The organism is Pseudoalteromonas sp. J2K-J979, from assembly GCF_058169715.2.
Genome location: NZ_CM200282.1, coordinates 272,902 through 298,850 on the forward strand (window position 1 = coordinate 272,902; position 25,949 = coordinate 298,850).

Here is a 25,949-nt window from a genome sequence, read left to right on the forward strand (position 1 = left end):
TCCTCAGTGCGGTTGAATCATTAGCTGCACAAGCAATTTTTCACATTCAATACGATCCATAAATTTAGGCACCGGATAATCTGGGTGCGCTTCCGCTAAAATTAGTTTTGCTAATAAAGGAATATCCCCTTGTTTTATTTGAGGGAACCCTACTGGAATACCCATTTTACGGTTGAGTAACTCAATATGTTCAATCACGCAAACAGCAGCTTCAAAAATTGATAGCGACGGCTGACATAGCCCACTATTATAGGCAATATTTGATAATTTAAAGTGAATGCTTTCTCCATACCAATGCAAAATATGAGGTAATATCACCGCATTTGCATACCCATGTGCAAGCCCATACTTGGCACCTAAATTATGGGCAAAGGCATGGACATACCCCACTGATGTCCGTGTAAAAGCTTCTCCCGCATAAAATGAGGCCAATAATAGCTGCTCTCTGTGACAACGTTCATTCAAATTGTCTAAACACAATGGTAAATGATTAAAAATTATCTCGCATGCATCGAGTGCTCGTTCATCGCTAAACACTAAGCCATTTATCCCTATATAAGCTTCTATCGCATGTGTTAAAGCATCCATAGCCGTGGTCGCAGTCAAAGAGGCTGGTAAAGCAGTTGTTAATTCTGGCAATAATACCGCTACTTTTGGCATCAAACATAAGTCCGATACAGCATATTTTTGGTGTGTATTAGGGTCAGTAAATACCGCCGCGATGGTTGTTTCTGAACCAGTACCAGCTGTAGTTGGCAAAGCATGCAAAGGAGGTAAAGATTTGAGTACTTTGAACAAGCCCTTCATTTGCAATAAAGACTTCTGTGGTTTAACGACTCGGGCACCAATCAATTTAGCACAGTCAATCACTGAGCCACCGCCAACCGCTATCAATGCCTCGCATTCATATTGCCTAAATGCACTCACCCCCATTTCAATAGTGTTGATACTCGGGTTAGGTTCAACCTCGCTAAAAATTGAATAGGCAATATTCAATTCATCCAATAAAAGGCGAATGGGTTCGAGCACTCCCAGTTCATGCAATGTTGCATCACTAATGATTAGCACACGTCGATATTGTTGGCGTATTAAGTACTCGCGCCACTGCGCGAACGCACCGTGTCCTTGGATAAGTGCAGGTTGAGGAAAAGGGTAAACACGTACAAATAATCGTAGGCCAGCATGATATAAACGGTAAAAAAAATGTCGTAACACTGTCATAAAATGCCTGTAGAGTGATGATTGTTATAAGCACAGTGGTCAATGCACTTACTCATTTACCTGAAATAGAATGAAGTACTGAGTTGTTTTGTCAAAAAAAGCGACAAAACCTCACTCATTAATATGCCTTAAGTTCAACATAAGTAAATAGCGCAGTGTATTAATCAGTCTATTTTTAATTTACCGACCAGATTGTCATAATGCTGTAACATGAATAAATCACAATAATTAGTATAGAAAATACACTCTCACTCACATAGGCAAAACAGTGACTCGTTATATTGGTTTTTCAGAACAACAATTACCTGCGGTAGCGCATTGTCAGGGCAAAGCATTTGACTACCAAAAAGACGATCCTTTTTTGTTAACCTTAGATTATCAACGGAAAAGTTATCGGGTTGACCATTCAAATCAGTTTGTATTCCATTTTTTATTATCTGATGAAGCGAAGCCGGGTGACGTTATTGTTATCAGTGCCAATGCACTGGAACACCGTAAAGCGCAATTTCATGGTGAAGCACGCCTAACATTAGCAGACATCAATCTAAAATATGTCGATATTACCATGAGTGGTCATGGAATAAGTGGTGATTATGTGATCCAACAACTTTGGCAGCGCCATAATAAAATTTTATTGTTAAAAAACCAAACTGCGCAACTTCAAGTAACACAACGTGCGGTTTTTAATGAAAAAGAGCAATCGCGCTCATCGCGATTGCTTAAGCGGATTTCCCACTTTTTGGGTTAACTCACGTTTAAAAGTACCTAGCTGACCGCTTTATTGACATTAACTATTTGATAAATGGGTGCAACTCGCGCAAAATTAGGACTTTCGCAATTAACATAAGTAGCTATGGAACAGCAGATTGCTTGTCCACAATGTGATTTATTGATTGAACTCCCTCCCTTGGCAGTCAACCAACGAGCCCATTGTCCACATTGCGGCTATCAAGTGTCCCGAGGTAATTTTCATCAAAATACCACAGTGGTAGCCCTTGCGTTTAGTGCCTTAATTATGCTTTTAAGCTCGATGTTTTACCCCTTTATTTCTTTTAGCAATCAAGGGCTCACTCAAACAATTACACTTCTTGATGCAGCAAAAATTTTATTCAATTATCACACCCCTTTATTGGGTGCCTTACTTGATTTATGTATTATTTTACTACCGATATTTGTACTGCTTAGCCATATCTTGATGCATATGGGGCTTCTCAGCGCACTGCCAAAAGCCTATAGCCGCCAATTATTAAAGTTAACCCAGACTTTAGTGCCTTGGGTCATGTCTGAAATCTTTTTAATTGGTGTGCTCATCAGTATGGTTAAAATCATGGCAATGGCGCAAATCAGTTTTGGTTTAAGCTTTTGGTCATTTTGTATTTTTGTTATTTTATATTTAGCGTGTCTGCGTAGAGTAAATTACCCATCTCTGTGGCAACAAATCGATGCATTTTCCCTCGTTAACCCGATCAATAACTCAAGGGCTATTGAACAGCAACTGAAAGCTTGCCATGTGTGCCACCAGCTGAGTACTCTCAATCGTTGCCCGCGTTGTCACACCAAAATGCACCTTCGCAACCCACAATCCATCCAGCGTGTGATGGCTTTTTTACTCACTTCTTTTTTACTCTATATACCAGCCAATTTTTTTCCTATCATGCACACTGTGGTGTTAGGACAAGATGAACCATCAACTATTCTCGGTGGCATTGTGATTCTATGGGAAATAGAATCATACCCAATTGCCATTATTATTTTTATTGCCAGTGTGGTTGTCCCCATAGCTAAAATGATCGTGTTAGCCAGCTTGTGCTTTCATGTTACATACCGAGAGCACTATAATCTCAAGCAAGCCACCAGACTGTATCAAATCACAGAATTCATTGGTAAATGGTCAATGCTCGATGTATTTGTAGTCATTATTCTGGTTGCACTTGTCCAGCTTGGCAATTTAATGTCCATCATACCGGGCAGTGGCGCATTATTCTTTTGTGCTATGGTGATAACATCAATGCTGGCCGCCCACGCATTTGATCCTCGATTAATTTGGGATACTCAAACAAAGGAACGGAATGACCCAATCAGCTGAAATTAAACAAACAGAACGCTTTTCATTCGTGTGGCTTTTACCTTTGGTTACTGTGTTTATCGGTATGTGGATGTTATACAAATACCAGATTGACCAAGGCGAGACTATTTACATCAATATGCCCTCAGCGGAGGGGATCACCAATGGTAAAACAGAAATAAAAGTTCGCAGTGTTAAAATAGGTTTAATAAGCCATACACGACTGTCTGATGATCAAAAAAGTGTCATCGCTCGAGCTGAAATAGACAAGCATTACGCCCATTTACTCAATGAAGATGCCAAACTATGGTTGGTAAAGCCCCGCATTGATGAAACAGGCATAACTGGCATGACAACACTCTTATCTGGAGTCTTTATTGAATTTTTGCCCGGTAAAAGTGAGTTTACTTCTCACCAATTCAAGCTTCTCGAAGATCCCCCCTTAATTTCTAACGATATCGAAGGAGGTCGGATAAAATTACTCAGCCGAGATGCTGAAGTCATTGATGTCGGTACCAGTGTTTTTTACAAGGGCTATAAAGTAGGCCAAGTTGAAACGGCCACCTTTGATTGGCAAGAGCAAACCATGCGATATGGTCTGTTTTTAAAAGCGCCCTATCAAAACTTAGCCACACTCAATAGTGTTTTTTGGATAAATTCGGGCATCGAAGTCGACTTAAATGCCGATGGGATCAGCATCAAAACAGGCTCATTAAGTAAACTACTGAATGGCGGAATTTCGTTTGCCGTGCCCGAGCGAGAAAACCCAGGAGAAATCGTCAAAGATGGTCATATTTATTCGCTCAGCCATGATTATAAAACCGCATTAGAACAACGTTACTTCGAACACGATTATTACATCATTGAATTCGAACAATCCATTCGAGGGCTCAAGGTCGGTGCGCCGGTCGAATATCGAGGAACCCGAGTCGGCAGTGTCGTAGAAACACCTGCGATTTTAGTCGTTGATGGCACACCGGCTCATTTTATGTCCGATAATACCGCCGTGCCAGTAATGATAAAAATTGAGTATCGACGTATTTATCATCAAGCAAAAGTTGCCAAAGATTTTTGGCAAAATAATGCAAACCAATGGATAGAACGAGGACTCAGAGCATCATTAAAACCGGGTAACCTCTTGACTGGGGCTGTGTATGTTGATTTAGATTTTTACTCCGATCCTGAACCTTATTTGGCAAGAAACCTAGGGCAATACCAAGTTTTTCCAAGTGTTTCGAGTGGCTTATCAGTATTAACCAATCAAGTATCAGAAACTTTAGCCAAAATTAATAAACTCAATGTCGAGCAATCACTGAGTCAGCTCAACAGTGCCATGAATGAATATCAACAACTCGCAACCGACATGCGTGCTTTTATCAACGCACAAAAAACCCAACGCATTCCTGCGCAATTTGCCACCAGCCTCGATAAAGTATCAACGTCCATGACTCAATTTGATCTTACCATGAAGCAATTTGCAAAAACGATGGCAGATTATCAACAGGGATCGCCGATGTATCACGATCTCAATAGCACAGTCGAGGAATTAAAAAAATTAACTGAGCAGTTGCAACCACTCACCCAGTCATTAAACGAGCAACCTAATATGCTTATTTTTGATAAAAATGCACCTAATGACTTACAGCCAAGGAGTAAGAAATGATCAACAATCCTCTGAACTTGCGTTTATTGTTAGCAACATGCAGCTTTTTGTTACTCTCGGGGTGCAGCGGATCAAACCCAGCAATCGAATATTACCAATTTTCCCATACAGCAACGATCAATCAACCTGAAGTGAATCGTACATCCGCCACCTTAGTATTGGCCGATCCGGTTCTCTTTGGTGCTATCAGCAATCGAGGCATTGCCATGAAACATTCAGAGCATCAAATGCGTAATGCCCATTATCATTTATGGGATCAACCACTCGATGGGATGTTACTAAACAGTGCAGAACAGCAGTTAGCTACAGTTTTACCTGACGTATTTATTAGTAAGAAACGTGCAGCGTTACCTTTTACAAGCCACTCGCAGCATTATGAATTACAGTGGGAATTAACAGAATTTAATGGTGGTATTACACACAATGCCGAAATTTCAGGCCTGTGGCGAATTATAAAATTCAAAAATGGCTTAGCTGATGTCGTACTTTTAAATCAATACTTCAATGTATCGATAGATTTAGAACAAGATGGCTACCGAGGCTTAGTACAAGCTCTTGAGTCAGCGTGGCAGCAAGTCGTACACCAAGCCGCCACTGAGTTCACGCACCATAAGCTAAACAAACACTGATCATAATAAGTAAGAAAACGCCTCACTTATTGCTTGATTTAGCCAACAGCGGGGATCACGCCTAGCATCTGTAATCCCTGCGCACTAATAATTATCACGCCCAATAAAGCGACAAACGCTAAAGCAGGCGTACCTCCCGCGACTCGGTACCCATCTGGCATGCTCTGATTTTTTCTTTGCTTCCAAACCATCGCAACCGGTAAGAAAATAGCTAAAACGACAAGCGCAATGGCAGCATAACCCAACGCCATAATAAACCCTTGCGGGTAAAATAATGCAAAGCCCAGTGGCGGTAAAAAAGTGACAACTGATGTTAACAAGCGATCTTTTTTACTGTTTGACTTTTTAAGTGCATCACTAAAAAAGTCAAACAACCCCAAACTCACGCCTAAAAATGAGGTGGCAAGAGCTAAATCAGCAAAAATAGTTACCGCTTGGCTAATAGCTGGATTATTCAGTAACGTCGATACAGAACCAATAAATCCCGATAAGCCTTCACTGCCTAATAACTGATGTTGACTCATCATCCCTTGGCTGACAATTTGCCACACAAGGTAAATCACCAAAGGTAAAGCCGCACCGGTAATCATCACTTTTCGTAATATCTTGACATCTTTGCCAACATATTTAACCACTGAAGGAATGGAGCCATGAAAACCAAACGAAGTAAATACAACCGGGAGTGCAGATAAAATCAATCCTTGCTCCACAGGCATCTCCAATAAATGCTGCATTTTCACATGAGGAGTCAGCATGTAAAACATGCCAATTAACACTAAAATTTTAACACTGAACAAGACTCGGTTTACTTTATCAACAGTGCTAGTGCCTAATGTAATAATAAAACCAAATAATAGAGCGAAGCCAACAGCCCCTATTTGTGGGGGTAATTGCCAAGCAAACCAATTATTAAGATTGCCTTGTAATTGCGATCCACCACCAGTGATATAGGCCGCACATAGTGCATAGAATAAAAAAATCATCGCAAAATTTGCAAGCACTTGTCCACGACGGCCTAAGAGCTGTTTTGCTAAGGTATTGAGTGTTGCATCCACATCAGCATGTTGGTGCACTTCAATCATTAAGAGCGCAGTATATGTCATGAGTAGCCAAGTTGCTAAAATCACTACGATTGACGTCGAAAACCCAAGCCCTGCAGATGCGATAGGTAAAGCGAGCATACCTGCGCCAATCGTCGTGCCCGCAATTATTAACATACTACCGATTGTTTTATTTTTACTCACTCAATACGCCTTGTTACAACATACAACTACATAGAGCGGTTAACGTAAACGTAACGCATACAAAAATAAAGTAAAATAGGTTAAATCACCTTTTTGAATTGTAATAATACTTTTACAAATAGATAACAAGACTCCGCTTTTATCAATATTAGCAATGTAAAATCAAAATATTAGCGAGCGCTTAGTGGCAATGGATTCGCTTGTGTGGTTCGAGGTAAACGCAGCTTAAACTGTCTTTTTAATAATACAAAACTTATCATTGCCTGCACTATCACTGTCCCCACAGAAACATACCACACTTGTTCCAGTGTAAAGTCACCTTGTTGACTCAAGCCAATTGCGATCACAGCAAACAGGCTAATACGTACAGCTGTACTGTACAAACCAGGTAATGTATTACCCAGTGCCTGAAACAAGCCGGAGCAAGTAAATACAATGCCGGTTGGAATAAAATTCAAACAAATAATACTCAAAAAACCAGCGGCGACTAAAATCACTTGCGGATCATCAGAGAATCCACCGACCAACTGTTGGGGGATATTAATGCACACTAAGGTCAACACAGCCATCATACTGCACGTCAATATAGCCGACCAAAAAAACGTATCTCGAACCCGATCAAATTGCTGCGCCCCAAAGTTTTGACCTGCCACTGCGGGTGCTGAAAATGCGATTGCCATAGCCGGTAAAAAGAGCGACTGCATAATGCGTGATCCTAACCCTAATCCAGCTTGGGCATCTGCCCCAAAACCTTGAATCAACCAATAAATTAACGCCATATACGCAAACATCAAGAAAAACTCTCCCCCTGCGGGTAAGCCTATTCCCAACAATCGTTTTACAATTGGGCCATTTAAGCCCCACAAAGGCCATGCGAGTGAAATAAATTTTTCTGTTTTAACAAAATATATGCACAACATAATGACAGCCGTGACCACAGATATAGAGCTTGCTAGCCCAGCACCGGCCACGCCCATCGCAACACCCGCCCCCCAGCCTGCAATCAATATCGGTGACAAAATGATATTGATGATAATTGACAACGTCTGTACTAACATAGTCGGCTTAACGATCCCAGTGCCTCGAAGCGCCGCACTGACCGCGACCAGTGGAAACTGCAACGCCATACCAGGTAAAAACCAATATAAATATTGCAAGCCTGCAACTAATGTATCTGGATCTGATGTAAAAGCGATTAAATACCGCTGCGCTCCGAGGTAACCAATAATCATAACAACTACGGCCAACAGGCTTGCTAGCATCATGCTCTGATTGAATATGGCATTGGCATCAACGTGATCTTTTCGACCAACGGCATGAGAAATCAACGCCATAGTGCCCACATTCAGAACTTGAGTGAATGCAAAGATCAAAAACATCGCATTGCCCGCTACACTCAGTCCCGCCAGCGCAGATCCCCCAAGCTGACCAACAAAATATAAATCAACTAAAAAATAGAGTGTTTGGATCAGCATCCCAACCATCATCGGCACAGCCATGGTGATTAAATGTTTCGGAATTGAGCCTTGGGTTAAGTCATTCATGATGTAGTTACGAATAAATTGATCAGCCGATAACCGTAACATATAACCTCGCCAATAACGAACGATATCGCTCAAATTACATTAAGGTTTGATTCAGTTTCAATAAGTTATAATTCAGTTATCCTTTTGGATAAATACTTTCCCTTATACATTTGTTGATGTAATCAAAGTCGGTGAGGCTCACTCACCGACTTTTTATACCATTAATTAGCAGCTCGCAATTTCTTCAAACTTTGTATCTTTTAAACGTTGCTCTGTATTTTCAAAAAGTCTGCAAACGCTTTTTGATCAACTTAAGTTGCTATAAAAAAAGTGTTTATCCTTCGCTCTTTTTACAGCAACGATCACAATCAGGCTCAAAAGATATCTCTCGCTTATTTTATTTGCACATCAAGCTTCACTGCCGATTATGGCTAGTGTTTCAAAATGACTCAGTTATAGTGTGATGAGACTGTATACCATAATGTGAATCCACTCATTGAAACAACTTGATACTCAAATTTGTCAAAAAGCGCGTTATGCACGCGATCCCCGTTTTGATGGGCAGTTTTTTATTGCCGTTACCAGTACTAAAATTTACTGCCGACCAATCTGCCCTGTCGCCCCTCCGAAAGAAGAAAATGTCCGATACTATCAAACAGCCGTACAAGCCGCCGAGGCAGGCTTTCGCCCGTGCTTACGCTGTCGTCCAGATAGTGCACCAGGCTCAAGTGCTTGGCGAGGCGTGAACACCACATTAGATCGGGCAATCAAACTCATTAATCAAGGTGCGCTACAGCAAGGAACAATCCCTGATTTAGCTGAGCGTTTAGGGATCAGCGATCGCTATTTACGATTATTGTTCGAACAACATTTTGGCCTATCGCCTAAAAAGTATGCTTTATATCAACAATGTTTATTTGCTAAGCAATTATTACATCAAACACAACTGTCGATCACAGATATTGCCTTAGCCAGTGGCTTTAAAAGTATCCGTAGATTTAATGATTGCTTTATTCATGAGCTAAAGTTAACTCCGAGCCAAACTAGAATGAAAAAAACAGTTGATACCGCTGCTTTACAGCTTCTTTTAGCCTATCGCCCCCCATTTAATGTCGAAAAAATGCTTAACTTTTATCGGGCTCGATTGATTGTAGGTCTTGAGTGGGCCGATGAGCATAGTTACGGCCGTACCTTTGAATGGCAAAAGGCCAAAGGTCACTTTACCTTAACTCATTTACCCAACAGTCACCAATTTGCCTTGAGTATCGAAATTGATGATCTGGCATATTTAAGTGCCGTAGTTGACAACATTCGCCGACTGTTTGATTTAGATGCCGATTTAGTTGCGATTGAAACCGACTTAGCTCAAGCAGTCGATAGTCAATTCACGCTTGTCTCTGGGATCAGATTACCCGGCATTTGGTCAATGTTTGAAGCTGGGATCCGTGCAGTATTAGGGCAACAAATATCCGTCAATGCGGCCAAAAACTTAGTTCAACAATTGGTGAGCTCGTTAGGAGAAAAAATCGACGAACGCTATTTATTTCCAACTCCAGCTGCGATCGCCAGCAGTGATCTGGCATTTTTAAAAATCCCAAGAACGCGCAAACAAACCCTCATCAATCTAGCCCAGCATTACTTAGTACATCCAAGCCCAGACGAGGGTAACCATTGGCTCTCACTCAAAGGCATAGGACCTTGGACTACAGATTATGCAAAAATGCGCGGTTTAAGTGATCCTGATATCTTTCTCGGAGGGGACTTAGGGGTAAAAAAAGCCTTACAAAAATCAGAGCCGACCTTTCAAGCACTCCAAGCCTCACCATGGCAAAGCTACTTAACTTTTCAATTATGGAACCAATTATGAGTCATGCACTTCGTTATGTTCAATACCTAAAAACCCCCCTTGGCACACTCGAAATTGCAGCAAGTGAGCAAGGGCTTACACATGTTATATTTTGTGGTCAACAACCCCAGCAAGCAGCCTTTACCAACACACATACACTGCAAGCAGCTCAACAGCTTACTGAATATTTTACAGGCTTACGTCGCGATTTTGACTTAGCACTCGCACCGATTGGCACAGCGTTTCAACAACAAGTCTGGCAGCTCTTATCAGCCATTCCTTTTGGACAAAGCCGCAGTTATGGTCAGCTCGCCGCACAACTCGATAACCCGAAAGCCGTGCGCGCAGTCGGTGGAGCTAATGGTCGCAACCCGCTAACAATTATTGTGCCGTGTCACCGTGTGATTGGCGCAAATGGTAAACTAACAGGTTACGCAGGCGGAGTTGAACGAAAACTCTGGCTCCTCCAACATGAGGGCATGGCAACAGATAGTTTGCTCGACAAAGATGAACTCGAGGCTGTTATTCAAACCCGCCAAGCCAAAACACAATTTTTAAACTAATTTAAGCGACCATTGCCTGCCCTACACGTTATACTAGCGGCAATTTTGATATGAACGAAGAAACAGATGATAACCTTTAGTACTAATTTTGGTGATATCACTATCGAACTCGATATGAACACCACCCCAGTAACCGCAAAAAATTTTTTAAAGTATTGCCAAGATGGCTTTTATCAGGGCACCATTTTCCATCGTGTTATTAAAGGCTTTATGATCCAAGGTGGCGGTTTGACTGCCAAAATGAAAGAAAAACCAACCCGTGATCCGATTGTAAACGAAGCGAATAAAGGCCTCAGTAATACTCTTGGCACCATCGCCATGGCCCGCACCGATGCACCTCATTCAGCGACAGCTCAATTTTTTATTAATGTCGAAAATAATGATTTTCTCGATCATATTGCGACGACTAATGATGGTTGGGGATATTGTGTATTTGGTAAAGTGATCGCTGGAATGGATGTGATCACCCAGATAGAAAAAGTAAAAACTACTATGGTTGCCGGACATGAAGATGTACCATTTGAGCCGATAGTCATCGAAAAAGTCACAATCTTAGAGTAAAAGAAGTGATAAAATGAAGTTCCTAGGTTGTTATACCGTGAACTTCATGCAGATCTATCCCGCTTTTTCGGTTTTATTGGGGGCGTTCATATATAGTTTTCGCCACAACCACTCAGCGGGACCTTGCACAAAAAAGTAGCGATGGCCATGCGCCAAACCAACTTGTAATACAGTAAAACCCATCACCCAATACAGATAATCTAACCGGGTGAAGTCCAACGCCCATGTTTGTTCCCACACTCTAAATATAAAAGCAAATACAATAGATTGGAATAGATACAAGCTCAGTGAAAGCTTGCCCACTGGGATCAGCCAACTTAAAAGGTTCTCACGACGATTGCACAGCAAAATGACGCAATGTGCATAAATTAACGCGCCAGCTAATCCGCTAAAAATCGACAAATTTCGACCTGACATACCCAAAGATCTCAGGTAGCCGTCAAGACTAGAAAGCAACACCATGACTATCACACACAATAATAAAAAGTGAGTGGGCAAACCTTGCTGAAAAAACTGACTTTTATACAAAGCCATGCCCAGTAACATCACCCCCGCAATACACCACAATGCACTGATCGGGATCGTCAATAATGAAATTGCGGTGTAAAGTGTTTGAGTCAGCAATTGTTCGATATAGCTACTGTGCATCGTCGTATAATATGCAATAAACTCTTCGCTATAACGCTCTGGTGTGTCATCTGGCAAAAAAGAAAACACCAGTGAAATAATAAAGCCTATCGCTAAATATCGAGCACTGCGTTTAAACAGCTCATTAGCTGAATCATCGAGATGATGCTTAATAAACAGCGCACACACAGCATAAGTTAATAGAATATCTCCGAAAAAAATAAAACAGCCATGCACAACACCCAGCCAAAATAACCATGTTAAACGAGACTTGATCACAGCATGAGCATCAAGCTTTTGAGTACAAAGTGACTGGTACTGGATCAATAAACCGACGCCAAATAATAGGCTAAATAGGCCAACAAACCGTCCCTCTAAAAAATAAATAGAGAAATAATTAATCACCTGATCAGAAAGTGGCGGCTCAGAAAAAGGGCTATACCCTATCTCCATCAAAGCATGAGAGTAAATATTTAAAAATAAAATGCCTAAAATTGCGACGCCTTTAAGTACATCAACTGATTGAATTCTCATAAGATAATAAATTAATGATAATGTTTGCTTAGTCTAATATTGAAGATCTTTGAGTGAAAATAAAGATGATAAATGGTCGATTATTTGTTTAAGCGGCACACCTAACAATTATTATTCATAATAACTGCTAGCGCCCAGATAGCCAGGGACATACAATTGTTTCTTAAATGTCAGCCCAAGCTTAGTTAATACCCGCTGCGAGAAAACATTATCCGCAGAGGTAATCGCAACGACTTTATTTATCCCTAGCTGACGCTTAGCATACTCAAGCACTGACTGAGCGGCCTCTGTCGCATAACCTTGTCCTGCTGCACTATCTAACAACGCATAACCAATATCAGGAAAATCAAAACTATCGCGTTTGACCAAGCCACACACCCCTATTGATTGCCCTGTCTCTTTTAAGACAACAAGATACAAACCAAACCCGAGTTTTTCATACTGGCTCAAAAAACTTGTGTGAATATGTTCTTGCGCCGAAAATAAATCCGTCACCCCTTTATCGCCTATATGGGTTTTAAAGGAGGATTGATTCACCAGTTTCAAAATAAATGGCGCATCATCTAGTGACACAAATCTCAGTTTAAGTCGTTCCGTTAGCAAAAAATACTTATCCATATCCACCCTTCAACTTGCTCGCTCATTTCGACCTATGAGCTTAGCGAAAATACCGCGGCTTGAATATGAATATTTTTTGTTGTTTTACACCCAGAAAAAGTTAAATTTGTAGCAATTTAACATAATAAAAAATGTCGCTGAAAAAAAAGACAACGCGACCTTTAAGCCACGTTATCTTTAATAAACAAATCATGCTGCAACATACAGCCCAGCATAGTTTATTGCTGATATTTCATGTGTTGTTTTAGTTCAGATAATTCAGTTATTTCTACCGCATTTTTAATCGTTGCAAAGTCGGCGTCTTTAAATTTAGTGCCACGCATTTGTACATTAATACGTGCCGCTTCACTGTTACCCATTGTTTCACTGTAGAAAGTTTTGATGTCATCTAACGTGACTTTTTCAACTTCAGCAATCAATTGAGCACGACTATTAAAATCAAAGTTTTCACGATACCAATCACCTAATAAAGGCGATAGCTCATCGCCAAGGTTTTTCGGTTGTTCTTTTAGTCCAACCAACGTTGCATTTTTAAGTTGCTCAAACGTTTCTTGAGTTACTTTATTGAGCTCTGCTACATACTGCGTTTTGAACGCATCAAAACGCGCCTGCATTTCCTTCGGTCCTTTGACTGGCGTTTGAATATACAAACCTAAACCTGCAAACTCATCAACTGGGCGAGCAAAGCCACCGACCGCATAAGCAAGCTGCTCTTCGGTACGTAATTTATCAAAAGCTACGGTACGGAAATGACTTTGCAAAATACTTGCTCGAGCTTTTTGTTTGTATCCCGCTTCAGGGTGAAACACAACATCAACAATCGCTACGTCAGCAACATCGATGTCTTTTTTCATAACAAACACTTCACCTTTTTGTGGCAGCCAGGCTTTATCACGACTATAAGTCGATACCTGATGCTCAGCTGGGATCAACGCTTGTAACTGCTTTGCAATCAGGCTGACATCTTGTTGATCATAATTTCCAAACACAAAGCTGCGGATCTGGTTACGAGCAAAAGTTGCTGAGATGAATGCCTCTAAATCAGCCACTGTTAAACTTTGTGCTGTTTGGATCAACGTCTCGTTCGAGTAACTGTTGTTCGATACTAAGTTATTAAACTCATTAAATGCTTGGTAAAATGGAAATTGTTTACCTTGATTTGCTAAATCACGACTGAAACGGTCAATCGCTTGTGCAAAACCTTGCTGATCAACGGACAAGTCTAACGCAGCTAGCCCTTGGGTAAGCAGCTCACTTTGCTTATCAGTAAAACCATTAATAGTTAAGGTTAAGCCATTTGATGCCGACACACCAAGGTTCATCCCAGCAATGCTGGCTTCTGTACTGAGTGCGCTTTGCTGCAAATTGTATAAATCAGCCCAAATAGAATACAGCACCTGTGCTTTAGGCCCAGATTCGGCTAAATCACTGTTGAGATAGACTTTAAGCAATCCTTTTGGTTGATGCGCAAACTGCTCACTGGCCACTTGCCAGATTTTCACGCCTGCTTGGTCAAACACGACTTCTGGCGTAGTCGCAGCACCAGGTGAGGTTTTAATCGCAAAGTTTTCTGGCAGCATACGATTGACGGCCGGTAAATTCATTACGACTTTACTTGGTTGTTGCCATGACGCTACCTCATCGGCTGTTAAGTCAGCTAAGCGGTATTGACCATCATAAAAATGTAGCTGGCTATCAGTTTGCTCTTGTTGACTGATGTACCAGATTTTTAAGGCTGCGGGTGTGAGTTGGTTTAAGACATTTGTCACCGCTTGTGCATCAAACTTGGCATAATAATACCCAGCATTGATCACATTATTCAGCGGATACTTTTGCATGCTGTCTGCTAAGTTCGAGACATAACCGAACTCATCACCTTTTTCTAAGAAGGTGAATTGATTATTTAACGATGTGCGAATTTCATCAAAATATTTATCATCAATGCCCTGCGTACGAATTAATTCAATGTATTGCATCACAATCGCCACAATGTCATCGCGATTGGTCATGCCCAGATCGGTTAACTCCAAATCAATGGATAAACTTCCGTAGTTACCATACATATCAGGGGCTGCACTGGCGGTTAATTGTGACACCCAGCCTTTATCACGCAAAATTTGCGCAGGTGTCCCCGGCATTTCTGAACTCAATAAATAAGCGATAAAACGGTTTGGTTTAACGGCGTAATCGGCTTGATTATTTTCGATGGTAAAATCAAGTTTCAGCTGTTTAACATCTTCATTAGGCTTGTAATAAACACGTTTACCGGCCACTTTGCTTAAGTCGAGAGAGTGTGTGACTGTGGGTTTTTCTATGTGTTTATTTTCAATTGTTGCAAAGTGTTTTTTCGCAAGCTCTGCCATTTCTGCAAGTGGTAAATTAGAAATCATCGCCACTTTCATGATATTCGATGAATAATATTGATTATAAAAATCGACAGTTTCTTGGTGCAAGCTGCTATTTTCTTTATCACCTAAGGTTTCTAAGTTACCAATTAAAAAACGATTAGCCGGATGGTCACCCATCAAATTTCGGCTCAGCTTAAATTGACCAAAAAAGTCCATTTCGCGGCGCATTGACCACTCTGCATTCACTGCATTTTTTTCTTTATCTGTGTATTCCGGGTACAGTTTGGGCGCTTTGAAAAAATCAGCGAAACGATCTAACGCATTGTCATAAGCATCGTTGTTAACTTTAAACATATAGTTCGTGATATCAAGCCAGGTGTACGCATTATGCGCGCCCCCGTTTTTAGTCATAAACTCAGAATACTCTTTGGTATCTGGGTAACGCTCAGTGCCTAAAAACAGCATGTGCTCAAGGTAATGAGCCATGCCTTGTTGTGTCATCGGATCATGTAATAAACCGACCCCAACACTCAGGGCCGCCGCTGATTTTTCAACTGATGGATCGGATACCAAAACAATTTCAATATCGTTTGCTAATTTCAGTGTTTGATATGCTCGCTTATCATTGGGGCTCACGACCAAGGTATCGGGTACTAATGTCGCTGTTGGAGACACTTGTGTGGTGGTGGAGCTACATCCTGCTAAAACAGCAAATGCAATGGCGCTAAGAGTGAGCACTTTTTTCATGTGGAGTTCCTGAATAATGAGAGTATTACATGTATGCGGTCATCATAAAAAAGGAGCACACCTTTGCCTACGGTTTATTTTGCTTGTTTGTAACAGTTTGTGAATAGCGATTAAAATTTAGCTTGAAATGGCTAAAGACTGTACTATGGGCGAGTTTACATTTTTTAATAACAATAAAAAGCGAGATAAATGATGGAAAAATGGTTATTTCTAGCGGTGCTAATACAAGTATTACTGACTCTTGTGGTGATGATCATCATGGGAAGACGTCGATTTGCGGCCGCAAAAAACAAACAAATTGAGATGAGCGCATTCAAAACCATGTCCCTCGAAAGTGCTCCTGAACCAGTCATTGCTGCTGGGCGAAACTTTTTAACGCAGTTTGAATTACCCGTTTTATTTTATGTAGCCGCTTTGATGTGCTTGCAATTAAATTTAACCGGATGGTTTACAGTGGCATGCGCAAGCTTATTTGTCATCAGCCGGATTATCCACAGTGTCATCCATTTAGGGCAAAATGATGTGCTAAAACGCTATAAGAGTTTTGTAGTGGGTGCAGTCGTATTACTTGTGTGGTGGATAGGCATGGCGGTGCAATTAATGCTGCACTAGTACTTATATATAAAATCAGCAGAGCGCACTCGCTCTGCTGACAATCACTTATTTAAATCGACGCAGTGCGACTAAACCTAAGACGCCAAACAACCACATGCCAAAGCTGCCCGACCCGGAAGATTGACTCGGTTTAGCGGGCTCTGCTTTAATCAAGGTATTTTCAAGAGGCGTAATGCCTGCATTCGTTGCGCTAGCAGGATCATCATCCAGTACAGTAACACTCATCACTTTAACAAAATTTTCGCCTGCAATATCAACATTGTCATTGCATTGCGCACTCGTGTAGTTAATTAATGGTGCTTCTTTACAAATTGTGAGGTTCATGATGCCCTCCACAACAGCCATATCAGCTGACACAACTTGTCCAAACACGGTGAAACCACCATTTTGTACATCCAAATTAGCTGAGTTATTGGCTAAATTGATAAACCATTGGTTAGTCGCGCTATCCGGGTTATTCGCTTGTTTAGCCATTGCAATGGTGCCTTTAACGTTCGAATGCTTAGGCTCATTGATAACAGCAGGATCAGTCGCAACGGATGATAAGGGGAGTTTATCATCAAAAATGAAACCACCACCTTGCATTACAAACCCCTTAATCGCGCGATGGATCACCGTCTCATCATAACTGCCCTTTTCGGCATAGCTGAGAAAGTTGGCCACTGTTGCTGGTGTAGTTTCATCAAATAAATGAAGCTTTATATTCCCTTGGTTGGTATTGAGTTCTACTAAAGTAGCCTCGGCTGTTGTACTGTACAAAGCCCCAGTTATCAACGCAGTCGCAAGTAAAGTTTGAGTAAAACGCATCGTCAAATCGGTCCCTAAATCAAAAAAGTTATCGTTGTTTTTTTGCAGAATACCGACTTAGCCCCAAAATAACTAGCGTGATTACACTTAATAACAAAACAATGTTTCATTTTATTGATGTAACTTAACCTTTACGTAACAGAACAAACAATTTATGTCGGCCCTTTATTTCTTAATGAGCATTGTTTAGGCTTTAGTTAGCTCAAAAATAACACGAACAAGGGCAAATAATGACAACAACACCCATTTGTGAGTTTGGTTTACACAAAGGCCAACAATACAGCCAATTACCCGTTTCATTTTTAAACTGGATGGTGGCCAATCAGCATAAACATGCATCACTTGCAAAACATGAGTTAGCTCGCCGCCATCGAGTACTTAAAACACACAGCGAAAGTATTGAGTAAATTTACTTTTTTCAAGTAAAGCTATTTCACCCTCGTGTCATAACATACACATACAAACTACAGTAACATTGTTATTAGCAACGTAAAGCTACTTGGTTTGATATACCGAATAGTCGTTTTTAATAACAATAGGTTTTACTATGTTACACACTCGCCTGCCTTTATTTGTATTTACAGCATCACTGCTTGGCTTAGTAAGCTGTGCCAATGACTCTGGATTAACGACAAATGTCGCCTCGAAGCCAGTCAAACGTTTTACTCTTTTACATACTAACGATAACCATGGTCGCTTTTGGCACAACGAAGACGGGGAATACGGCATGGCCGCCCGTAAAACCTTAATCGAACAATTAAGAACACAAGCCGAACAACAAGGCCATGCAGTGTTATTACTATCCGGCGGCGACATTAATACCGGCGTGCCCGAATCTGATATGCAATTTGCTGAGCCAGATTTTAAAGGCATGTCTTTACTTGGTTATGATGCCATGGCCCTCGGGAATCATGAATTTGATAACTCACTCGAAGTACTTGCCAAGCAACAAGCGTGGTCTAATTTCCCATTTTTATCAGCGAATATATTTGAAAAAGCAACAGGCAAGCATGCTTTTCAGCCCTATCAAGTGTTTAACAAACAAGGGCTGACCATCGCTGTAGTCGGCTTAACCACCACCGATACCTCAAAAATTGGTAACCCAGAATTTATTGGCCACCTTGAATTTGCAGAGCCAAGCTCAGTAACAGCCAATGTATTAAATAAACTTGCCCAGACGACCCAACCAGATATCACCATAGCGGTGACGCACATGGGTCATTATATTGATGCCAACCATGGTATTAATGCGCCAGGTGATGTGACGTTAGCTCGTTCGTTACCTACAGGGATGCTCGACATTATTGTCGGTGGCCATTCACAAGAACCCATTTGTATGGAGGCTGCCAATGTTGCAAAAGTAAATTTTCAGCCAGGTGATGCTTGCCAGCCCGATCAACAAAATGGCACTTGGATCGTGCAAGCACATGAGTGGGGAAAATATGTTGGTAAGGCTGAGTTTGAATACCAAAATGAGCAACTAACGCTGGTCAGCTATGAGTTGATCCCTGTGAATATGCAGCGAGAAAAAGTCAATGCCGATGGCTCAACGAGCAAAGGGCTCGCTCAAGCAGAAATTGCAAAAGACCCCGACATGCTGGCTTTCTTACAGCCTTATCAGGATAAGGGCGACAAACAACTGTCAGTGGCTGTTGCAACACTCACCGGCCGTCTAGAGGGTGAGCGTCAATTCGCCCGCTTTGAACAAACCAATCTAGGCCGATTAATTGCTGCAGCACAAATGGAGCGGGTAAAAGGTGATTTCGGCATCATTAGCGGTGGCGGAATTAGAAGTTCAATCAAACCAGGCGAAGTCAACTACAAAGATATTCTTTCTGTTCACCCATTTAAAAACCGCATTGCCTATGTTGATATGAAAGGTGATGAAGTGGCCGAATACTTAAGCACTATTGCCAGTTTCCCGCCAGATTCTGGTGCATATTGCCAATTTTATGGTGTCGAGCTGACTCTGGTACAAGGCAAAGCGCAGAACATCCGCATTCAAGGCCAGCCACTTGATCTGAATAAAACGTATCGTTTTAGTATTAATAGCTACAACGCGGCAGGTGGAGATGGCTACCCAAGCTTAAAGCAACATCCTGGTTTTGTTGCTACAGACACAACCGATGCCGAAGTGTTAAAACACTTTTTCATCAAACATCAACATGTTAATGCCGCAGATTACGCACCACAGGGCGAGATACAATACCTGTAGCAGAATCAAGGGGCATACTGCCCCTTTTTTTTAGTAACACGTTTAGCGCCCAATTATTTCAAAATGTTCTTGTATCACTTTATTTAAACCATAATGGTGTAACTTAGAACGAGAGCCTTCACCATGAGCTTTCGGTGGGTAATATAACTCTTTTTCTTCAGGGTGCTCAGCTAAGACTTCATCTAATGCCGCCCTAATCTCACTCAACGTTTTTTCTAAACTATTGGTAAAGTTAGGACGCTTCCTAACAGTGTGCCCAAGTTCAACCAAACGATAGAAATATTTATTAGCGAGCTCAACTAACTCTATAGGCACATCTTTGTTTTGGTTAAGCGTTACGTCTTTATTATTCAAACAGTATTCAAGTAGAGCAATATAAAAACACAGAGGTTTATTGGCCAGCGGCACAGCTTGCTCGGTCAAACTGTTGACGATGGTTTTATCTTTTAAGTTAAGCTGTAACACCAAAGGGACAACAGGCTCGTTTACTACCGGGTTTTCTTGCTCTGGCGCACGCCAACGAACAATATGGTGTCGACTCAACCATATTAATACTCCTGCCAGCAATAGTGGCCACAATGAGAAATGTGCGCGAAGGCGAATGGGTTCAAACACTACCATGCCGACGACATGGTTATCAGGGGTCACTAAATCAAATTGATGGGGGTCAGTCATCGATTGACTCGCAACGTTGCCTGTCACTTTTTGTAATTGCGTCACACTCAGAGGAAAACGATGTTCGCGAAGATAATCATTTAGTTGAGTTAAATAGGCCTCGGTAGCCTCAGGGTTTCCCATAATATGCAACCGCTCATTGGGTAAAGACAGCCTCGGCAGATCCAAGGCAATGCGATTTTTAACTTGCTCTACTGCCGATTGCTTACGTTGCTGATAATCCCAGGCTACCCCTGCGCTATAACTCAATTGTAAAGGCAGGTAAAAAAATAAAAAAGCGAGAGTAAACTTCGTGTTATTGTTCATTTTGGCTCTCCATCATTGACCCATTTTCACTGCAGATAGAATACTTCTGCGCTTGATGGAAATAACTCGACATCTGCTGCTGTGCCAAACTCAGCAGTGTTTTTTGCACTGCACAGTATAAATCAGTATTTCGTTGCTCCATTTTTAAATACCATTTACTGCCGCTGATATTATCGCTAATGGGCGTGACATAGTTTTGGGAAAAACGTTCTTGATCATCTTCTTTCCAATACGATGAAATCAAGTCTACCTCCCCCGAGGCCAGAAGTATGCGTAGTGCATCGTGAGAGTTGGCATAACGTACGTCTAAATTCTCTATATTTAAATCAAGCTTTTTTAACTGTGCTTTGGGTAAAATATGGCCTGATCGACTGGTCGGGTATTCAAGCAAGCCAATCCGTTTATCTAGAAAGTAGGCTTTATCCAGTCTCGGTTTTTCTTTCAGTGAGATAAAAAAAGCCCGATAACTTGGATAGCCAAGTACAGCCTGATAGTTATAGGTCGATTCAACCATAAAAGCTTCGACTATGTTTTCTTTCGCTAAGATTAAATCAGCAAAGCCTTTGCCTAAAAACTCAATCGAATCACTGAGCTTATAGCCCCAAAACACTTCAACCTCACCAAACTGACGCCCGACGACATCGTTTAAACACAGCTTATCTGCTATTTGGTGCGCTAAGTCTTCAGAGGGCACATACACCACCAACGTATCTTTTATACCTGCCGCTTGGACCTTACACACAGTTGACACATTGAGCAGCACAGGGATCGGATTAATCTTCTCGCTATTTAACCGTGCAGAAATAAAAAAAACACTTATTATTGATAGAAACAAAAATGTAACAATTGTAATTTTTGAGATTGAAAAACGATAAAAGCGCACTGGTTTGACCAACTTAATAAAAACCTATTGCCATTTGAACAATTATTCTTACTTATAGCAATAGGTAATTTTACCAGTAACAATTAAACTTTTGTTTTAAAAGGTTTATTAACAAGTAATTATGAATGTTATTGAGTCCTTTCTATTTAATTTCAAATAAGGACAATTTACCTCACACAAATACTTAACACTTTGATAAATGAGCGCATGAAAAGCACAATAAAAATAACCGCGACTGTCATAATTTCGACATTTTTAACCTTCAGTATGGTGAGCAAATCACATGCTTGGGCGCAAAATGGTCATCGTGTTGTGGGGCAAATTGCAGAAAACCACCTCACTGATACCACAAAAATGGCTATTCGACATTTACTTGAAGGTGACAAGTTGCCAGAAGTCACCACTTGGGCGGATGAAATGCGCTCTAACCCCGATACATTTTGGAAAAAAGAATCGGGAAAATGGCATTATATTAACATGAGCAGCGTGTCTGAGTTTAAGCCAAAACAGTATCGTATTACCGCCCATAAAGGCGAAGTGACTGATGCATACGCAGCGATTCTAAAAAGCATTGCGGTGCTTAAAAGTGAAGAAACAACGCTGGATAAAAAGCGTTTTTACTTTCGCTTTTTAACGCACTTAGTAGGAGACATCCACCAGCCGATGCACGTTGGTCGCAAACATGACCATGGTGGTAACAAGATTAAAGTGCAGTACTTTGGTAAAGACACCAATTTGCATCGTTTATGGGATAGAGATTTAGTCGAAGGCGAAAACTTATCGTTTTCTGAATTTGCGTACTTTATTGATACCAATAACAAAGAGCTGATTGCTGAGTATTTAGCCAGCGAGCCAAAAGATTGGGTCATTGAGTCATTTCACATTGCCCAGAAATTATACGAGATTGATGATGGTGACTTCTCATACAGTTATGTTTATGAGCAAAGTAACACCATGAAAACCCGCTTATTACAAGGCGGCATTAGATTAGCAGGTGTGTTAAATGCCATATTTGACCCAGCTGCAATACCTTTGGTGAATGCTTTAGGCACGAACCAACACACTGAAGTTAATAATTAATATAAAGCTAACTTTTAAAACTATAGTTACACGGGAAACTACTAGATGAAAACTCAACTACGCAAAAAGGCGCTAACACTTGCTGTTACCGCCTGTTTAGGTGTAAGTGGCGCAGCCATGGCGAATGACACGGCTTCTGCAATGAAAGGTCAAATCACTGGCCCTAACGGCAACCCTGCAGCAGGTACTAAAATTACTATTATTCACGTACCATCAGGTTCAACCAAAAATGCAGTGGTTAACGAATCAGGTCTATTCAGCGCAAAAGGCTTACGTGTTGGCGGTCCATATCAAGTCATCGTAGATTCAGATAAATTTGAAGATACAATGTTAGAAGATGTCTACCTAACACTTGGTAACACTTACCCTGTAAACGTAGCGTTGAATGCGAAATCAGATATCGAGCAAATTGTTGTTACTGGTCGCCCTATCAGCTCATTTGCAGGTGGCACAGGCCCTTCTGCGAACTTCGGTTTAGAGCAATTAGAAAACGCACCGGCTATCAACCGTGACTTAAAAGACATCGTTCGTGCCGATCCGCGTATTTTCATCGATGAAAGCCGTGGCGATGACGCTATCCAGTGTGGTGGTGGTAACCCACGTTTTAACAGCTTAACGCTTGACGGCGTGCGCATGAACGATAACTTCGGTCTAAACGACAACGGTTATCCAACTGTACGTACTCCTTTCTCTTACGATGCTATTGACCAAGTTGCGGTTGAACTTGCCCCGTTTGACGTAAACTATGGTGGTTTCACATCGTGTAACTTCAACGCTGTAACTAAGTCTGGTACTAATGAAGTACACGGTCGTGTTTTCTTCGATTACACAAATGACTCAATGACGGGCGACAAAATTGAAGGTAAAGACATCCCACAAGGTGACTTCTCTGAAAAACGCTATGGCTTCTCAGTAGGCGCACCGCTTATTGAAGATAAACTATTCGTTTTTGTTGCTTATGAAGAGTTATCGGGCGTTGAATTATTCGATTACCCTAAACTAGGTAACACAGCCGATGACTCTGTTTCGACGGCTGATTTAGCGCGTATCGTACAAATCGCACAAGACAAATACAACTACGATGCCGGTACAACACCAACAAGCATGCCAGTTGATGACCAAAAACTACTTGTAAAACTAGATTGGAACATCAATGACGATCACCGTGCAAATCTTGTATATAACTACAACGATGGTTTTAAATTAAATCAGTCAGACGATTGGGCCGTGACACTCGACAGCCACTTCTTTGAGCGTGGTGTTGAATTCACGTCTGTCGTCGGTTCTGTGTATTCAGACTGGACAGATAACTTCTCAACTGAAGTACGCATTGGTAAGTCTGACGTCGATATGCGTCAAGAATCACTCGATGCAGCCAGCAGCTTTGGTGAAGTGCAAATTAGCCACAACGGCCAAACAGTCTTCTTAGGTCCTGATGACTCGCGTCAATCAAACGACTTAGATTATGACACCACTACGTTCAAAATTGCCGGTACGTACTACTTAGGTGAGCACGAAATCACTGGTGGTTATGAGTTTGAAGAAGTCAACGTATTCAACTTGTTTATGCAACACACACAAGGTGAATTCCGTTTTGATTCAATCGACGATTTTGAAGCCGGCCAAGCTGCTCGCGTTTATTACAACAACTCTGCTGGCACAAACAATCCAGATGACGTAGCGGCAAACTTTGGTTTTGCACAACACACTTTTTATCTTCAAGATGAATACAACTTCATGGATTATGATTTAAGTGTGACTTTTGGTCTTCGTTATGACAAATTCACCAGCGATGACAAGCCAAACTACAATGCTAAATTCGAACAGCGTTACGGCTTCGATAACCAAAAAAATATGGATGGCATTGATCTATTACAACCGCGTTTTGGTTTCAACTGGCAAGCAGCTGAAAACTTAGAAGTACGTGGTGGTTTTGGTCTGTATTCTGGTGGTAACCCGAATGTTTGGGTATCTAATGCCTACTCTAACGACGGTGCGACACAAATTGGTCTTCAAGAACGTGGTGTAGATTTATTCAATACTCCTATGGTAGGCGGTGGTTTACCTATCTATGAAGTGCCGCAAGCAATGTACGATGAAATCGCCAATACACCAATTGGTGGTGGTGATGGTTCAGTAAATGCTATTGACTACGGATTCGAAATTCCTTCTGAGTGGAAATACGCGATTGGTGGTACCTACTTCACTGAAGATAACTACATTATTACCTTAGATTTATTACACTCGCAAAAGCAAGACAGTGCTATTGTGTATGATATCGGCCTTGAAGATTCTGGTAATGTTGGCCCTGATGGTCGTCCGCTTTATCAACGTAAAGATGGCCGTTCAGGTGAATACATTTTATCGAATGTGAAAGGTGATGACGGTCAATCTACGGTTCTTTCTGCTGCATTAAGCAAAGAATACGAGAACGGCATTAACTTTACAGCATCTTACGCTTTCACCAGTGCTGAAGACGTGAACCCTATGACAAGCTCTACGTCAGGTTCAAACTACGGTAATTTAGCAGCCACGAACCCTGGTAACCCAGGTCTTGCGACTTCAAATTACGAAGTACCACATCGTTTTACTTTCCAACTTGGTTACAAACATGAGTTCTTCGATGGCTACAACACTCGCTTTAACTTATTAGGTCAAGCAAGTGAAGGTCGCCCGTATTCGTATACGTATGAAGGAAGTGACCGTAACTTCGGTGATGACAACTGGAATGGTAGCCGTCAGTTAGTGTACATCCCGCTAGTTGATGATCCTAAAGTGGTTTACAATATGAGCCAAGATGAAATCAACGACATGAATGCATGGATTGAATCAGAAGGCCTAACACGTGGTCAAACACTTGATCGTAACAGCCAAAATGCAGATTGGTGGGTGAAGTTTGATGTACGTATTTCGCAAGACATTCCTGGCTTTATGGACGGTCACAAAGGTCAAGCATACTTCACCATTAAAAACGTCGGTAACTTGTTAAACGACGACTGGGGTGTGTTAAAAGAAGGCGCATTCGTTGGTAATCGTATGATCAGAAGCACTGTGAACGATGACAATCAGTTTGTTTACACACGATTTAACAAAAACAATGCTCAGCAAGACGTGAAGAACTCAGGTTCATTATGGCAAATGCGCATTGGTGTGAACTACACATTCTAATTTAAATA

21 protein-coding genes are annotated in these 25,949 nt (G+C 41.3%); 12 read left to right on the top strand and 9 right to left on the bottom strand.

The window, feature by feature from the left end; all coding sequences use genetic code 11:
• Window positions 1-3 precede the first annotated feature (3 nt).
• Window positions 4-1,221 carry an iron-containing alcohol dehydrogenase gene (locus AC3KVK_RS17700; RefSeq protein ID WP_490310330.1) on the bottom strand — a complete coding sequence of 406 codons (1,218 nt, stop codon included), beginning with the start codon at window positions 1,219-1,221 and terminating at the stop codon, window positions 4-6.
• Between the two features lie 268 nt (window positions 1,222-1,489).
• Here AC3KVK_RS17700 and AC3KVK_RS17705 point away from each other — a divergent pair, with 268 nt between their 5' ends.
• The 4 genes from AC3KVK_RS17705 to AC3KVK_RS17720 all read left to right on the top strand — a co-directional run bounded on the left by AC3KVK_RS17705 (window position 1,490) and on the right by AC3KVK_RS17720 (window position 5,578).
• The gene (locus tag AC3KVK_RS17705) at window positions 1,490-1,969 is read left to right on the top strand and encodes a hypothetical protein (protein WP_490310329.1); all 480 of its coding nucleotides are present in this window, start codon (window positions 1,490-1,492) and stop codon (window positions 1,967-1,969) included.
• A gap of 105 nt (window positions 1,970-2,074) precedes the next feature.
• Window positions 2,075-3,307 (top strand): PqiA/YebS family transporter subunit, encoded by a 1,233-nt coding sequence (locus AC3KVK_RS17710; RefSeq protein ID WP_490310328.1) that lies wholly within the window; start codon window positions 2,075-2,077, stop codon window positions 3,305-3,307.
• Complete coding sequence (gene pqiB, locus AC3KVK_RS17715) at window positions 3,291-4,949, top strand: intermembrane transport protein PqiB (RefSeq protein ID WP_490310327.1); 1,659 nt, start codon at window positions 3,291-3,293, stop codon at window positions 4,947-4,949. Before AC3KVK_RS17710 ends, pqiB begins: the two co-directional genes overlap by 17 nt.
• Window positions 4,946-5,578, top strand: a complete 633-nt coding sequence (locus AC3KVK_RS17720; RefSeq protein ID WP_490310326.1) for a PqiC family protein — start codon at window positions 4,946-4,948, stop codon at window positions 5,576-5,578. The genes pqiB and AC3KVK_RS17720 overlap by 4 nt, the downstream gene beginning before the upstream one ends.
• A gap of 38 nt (window positions 5,579-5,616) precedes the next feature.
• Here the strand turns inward: AC3KVK_RS17720 and AC3KVK_RS17725 are convergent, their stop codons facing one another.
• Window positions 5,617-6,822 carry an aromatic amino acid transport family protein gene (locus AC3KVK_RS17725; RefSeq protein WP_490310325.1) on the bottom strand — a complete coding sequence of 402 codons (1,206 nt, stop codon included), beginning with the start codon at window positions 6,820-6,822 and terminating at the stop codon, window positions 5,617-5,619.
• A gap of 170 nt (window positions 6,823-6,992) precedes the next feature.
• Window positions 6,993-8,408 carry an MATE family efflux transporter gene (locus tag AC3KVK_RS17730; RefSeq protein WP_490310324.1) on the bottom strand — a complete coding sequence of 472 codons (1,416 nt, stop codon included), beginning with the start codon at window positions 8,406-8,408 and terminating at the stop codon, window positions 6,993-6,995.
• A gap of 436 nt (window positions 8,409-8,844) precedes the next feature.
• Here AC3KVK_RS17730 and AC3KVK_RS17735 point away from each other — a divergent pair, with 436 nt between their 5' ends.
• From AC3KVK_RS17735 to AC3KVK_RS17745, 3 genes are all read left to right on the top strand, one after another.
• A complete protein-coding gene (locus tag AC3KVK_RS17735) occupies window positions 8,845-10,215 on the top strand; it encodes a DNA-3-methyladenine glycosylase 2 family protein (protein WP_490310323.1) in 1,371 nt (456 codons plus the stop codon).
• Window positions 10,212-10,757, top strand: a complete 546-nt coding sequence (locus AC3KVK_RS17740; RefSeq protein ID WP_490310322.1) for a methylated-DNA--[protein]-cysteine S-methyltransferase — start codon at window positions 10,212-10,214, stop codon at window positions 10,755-10,757. The genes AC3KVK_RS17735 and AC3KVK_RS17740 overlap by 4 nt, the downstream gene beginning before the upstream one ends.
• Window positions 10,758-10,823: 66 nt before the next feature.
• Entirely contained in the window at window positions 10,824-11,318 is a 495-nt protein-coding gene (locus AC3KVK_RS17745) for a peptidylprolyl isomerase (RefSeq protein WP_490310321.1), read from the top strand.
• 54 nt (window positions 11,319-11,372) lie between these two features.
• On the opposite strand, the gene AC3KVK_RS17750 is transcribed toward AC3KVK_RS17745, so the two are convergent.
• The 3 genes from AC3KVK_RS17750 to AC3KVK_RS17760 form a co-directional block, all read right to left on the bottom strand.
• Complete coding sequence (locus AC3KVK_RS17750) at window positions 11,373-12,479, bottom strand: DUF418 domain-containing protein (protein ID WP_490310320.1); 1,107 nt, start codon at window positions 12,477-12,479, stop codon at window positions 11,373-11,375.
• A 111-nt stretch (window positions 12,480-12,590) separates the two neighbouring features.
• Window positions 12,591-13,097 carry a GNAT family N-acetyltransferase gene (locus tag AC3KVK_RS17755; RefSeq protein ID WP_490310319.1) on the bottom strand — a complete coding sequence of 169 codons (507 nt, stop codon included), beginning with the start codon at window positions 13,095-13,097 and terminating at the stop codon, window positions 12,591-12,593.
• Between the two features lie 218 nt (window positions 13,098-13,315).
• Entirely contained in the window at window positions 13,316-16,192 is a 2,877-nt protein-coding gene (locus AC3KVK_RS17760) for an insulinase family protein (protein WP_490310318.1), read from the bottom strand.
• Window positions 16,193-16,381: 189 nt separating this feature from the next.
• Between AC3KVK_RS17760 and AC3KVK_RS17765 the strand changes: the two genes are divergently transcribed.
• A complete protein-coding gene (locus tag AC3KVK_RS17765) occupies window positions 16,382-16,804 on the top strand; it encodes an MAPEG family protein (protein ID WP_490310317.1) in 423 nt (140 codons plus the stop codon).
• Between the two features lie 48 nt (window positions 16,805-16,852).
• Here the strand turns inward: AC3KVK_RS17765 and AC3KVK_RS17770 are convergent, their stop codons facing one another.
• Window positions 16,853-17,614 carry a peptidylprolyl isomerase gene (locus AC3KVK_RS17770; RefSeq protein WP_490310316.1) on the bottom strand — a complete coding sequence of 254 codons (762 nt, stop codon included), beginning with the start codon at window positions 17,612-17,614 and terminating at the stop codon, window positions 16,853-16,855.
• Between the two features lie 230 nt (window positions 17,615-17,844).
• Between AC3KVK_RS17770 and AC3KVK_RS17775 the strand changes: the two genes are divergently transcribed.
• Together AC3KVK_RS17775 and ushA are read left to right on the top strand one after the other, a co-directional pair.
• On the top strand, window positions 17,845-18,021 hold the full coding sequence (locus AC3KVK_RS17775) for a hypothetical protein (protein WP_490310315.1): 177 nt from the start codon (window positions 17,845-17,847) through the stop codon (window positions 18,019-18,021).
• Window positions 18,022-18,161: 140 nt separating this feature from the next.
• The gene (gene ushA, locus AC3KVK_RS17780) at window positions 18,162-19,829 is read left to right on the top strand and encodes a bifunctional UDP-sugar hydrolase/5'-nucleotidase UshA (protein ID WP_490310314.1); all 1,668 of its coding nucleotides are present in this window, start codon (window positions 18,162-18,164) and stop codon (window positions 19,827-19,829) included.
• Between the two features lie 42 nt (window positions 19,830-19,871).
• On the opposite strand, the gene AC3KVK_RS17785 is transcribed toward ushA, so the two are convergent.
• Both AC3KVK_RS17785 and AC3KVK_RS17790 read right to left on the bottom strand, forming a co-directional pair.
• On the bottom strand, window positions 19,872-20,810 hold the full coding sequence (locus tag AC3KVK_RS17785; RefSeq protein ID WP_490310313.1) for a hypothetical protein: 939 nt from the start codon (window positions 20,808-20,810) through the stop codon (window positions 19,872-19,874).
• Complete coding sequence (locus AC3KVK_RS17790; RefSeq protein ID WP_490310312.1) at window positions 20,800-21,552, bottom strand: type 2 periplasmic-binding domain-containing protein; 753 nt, start codon at window positions 21,550-21,552, stop codon at window positions 20,800-20,802. Before AC3KVK_RS17790 ends, AC3KVK_RS17785 begins: the two co-directional genes overlap by 11 nt.
• Before the next feature lie 348 nt (window positions 21,553-21,900).
• Here AC3KVK_RS17790 and AC3KVK_RS17795 point away from each other — a divergent pair, with 348 nt between their 5' ends.
• Together AC3KVK_RS17795 and AC3KVK_RS17800 are read left to right on the top strand one after the other, a co-directional pair.
• Window positions 21,901-22,773 carry a S1/P1 nuclease gene (locus AC3KVK_RS17795; protein WP_490310311.1) on the top strand — a complete coding sequence of 291 codons (873 nt, stop codon included), beginning with the start codon at window positions 21,901-21,903 and terminating at the stop codon, window positions 22,771-22,773.
• 45 nt (window positions 22,774-22,818) lie between these two features.
• Window positions 22,819-25,941 carry a TonB-dependent receptor gene (locus AC3KVK_RS17800; RefSeq protein WP_490310310.1) on the top strand — a complete coding sequence of 1,041 codons (3,123 nt, stop codon included), beginning with the start codon at window positions 22,819-22,821 and terminating at the stop codon, window positions 25,939-25,941.
• Window positions 25,942-25,949: the final 8 nt, after the last annotated feature.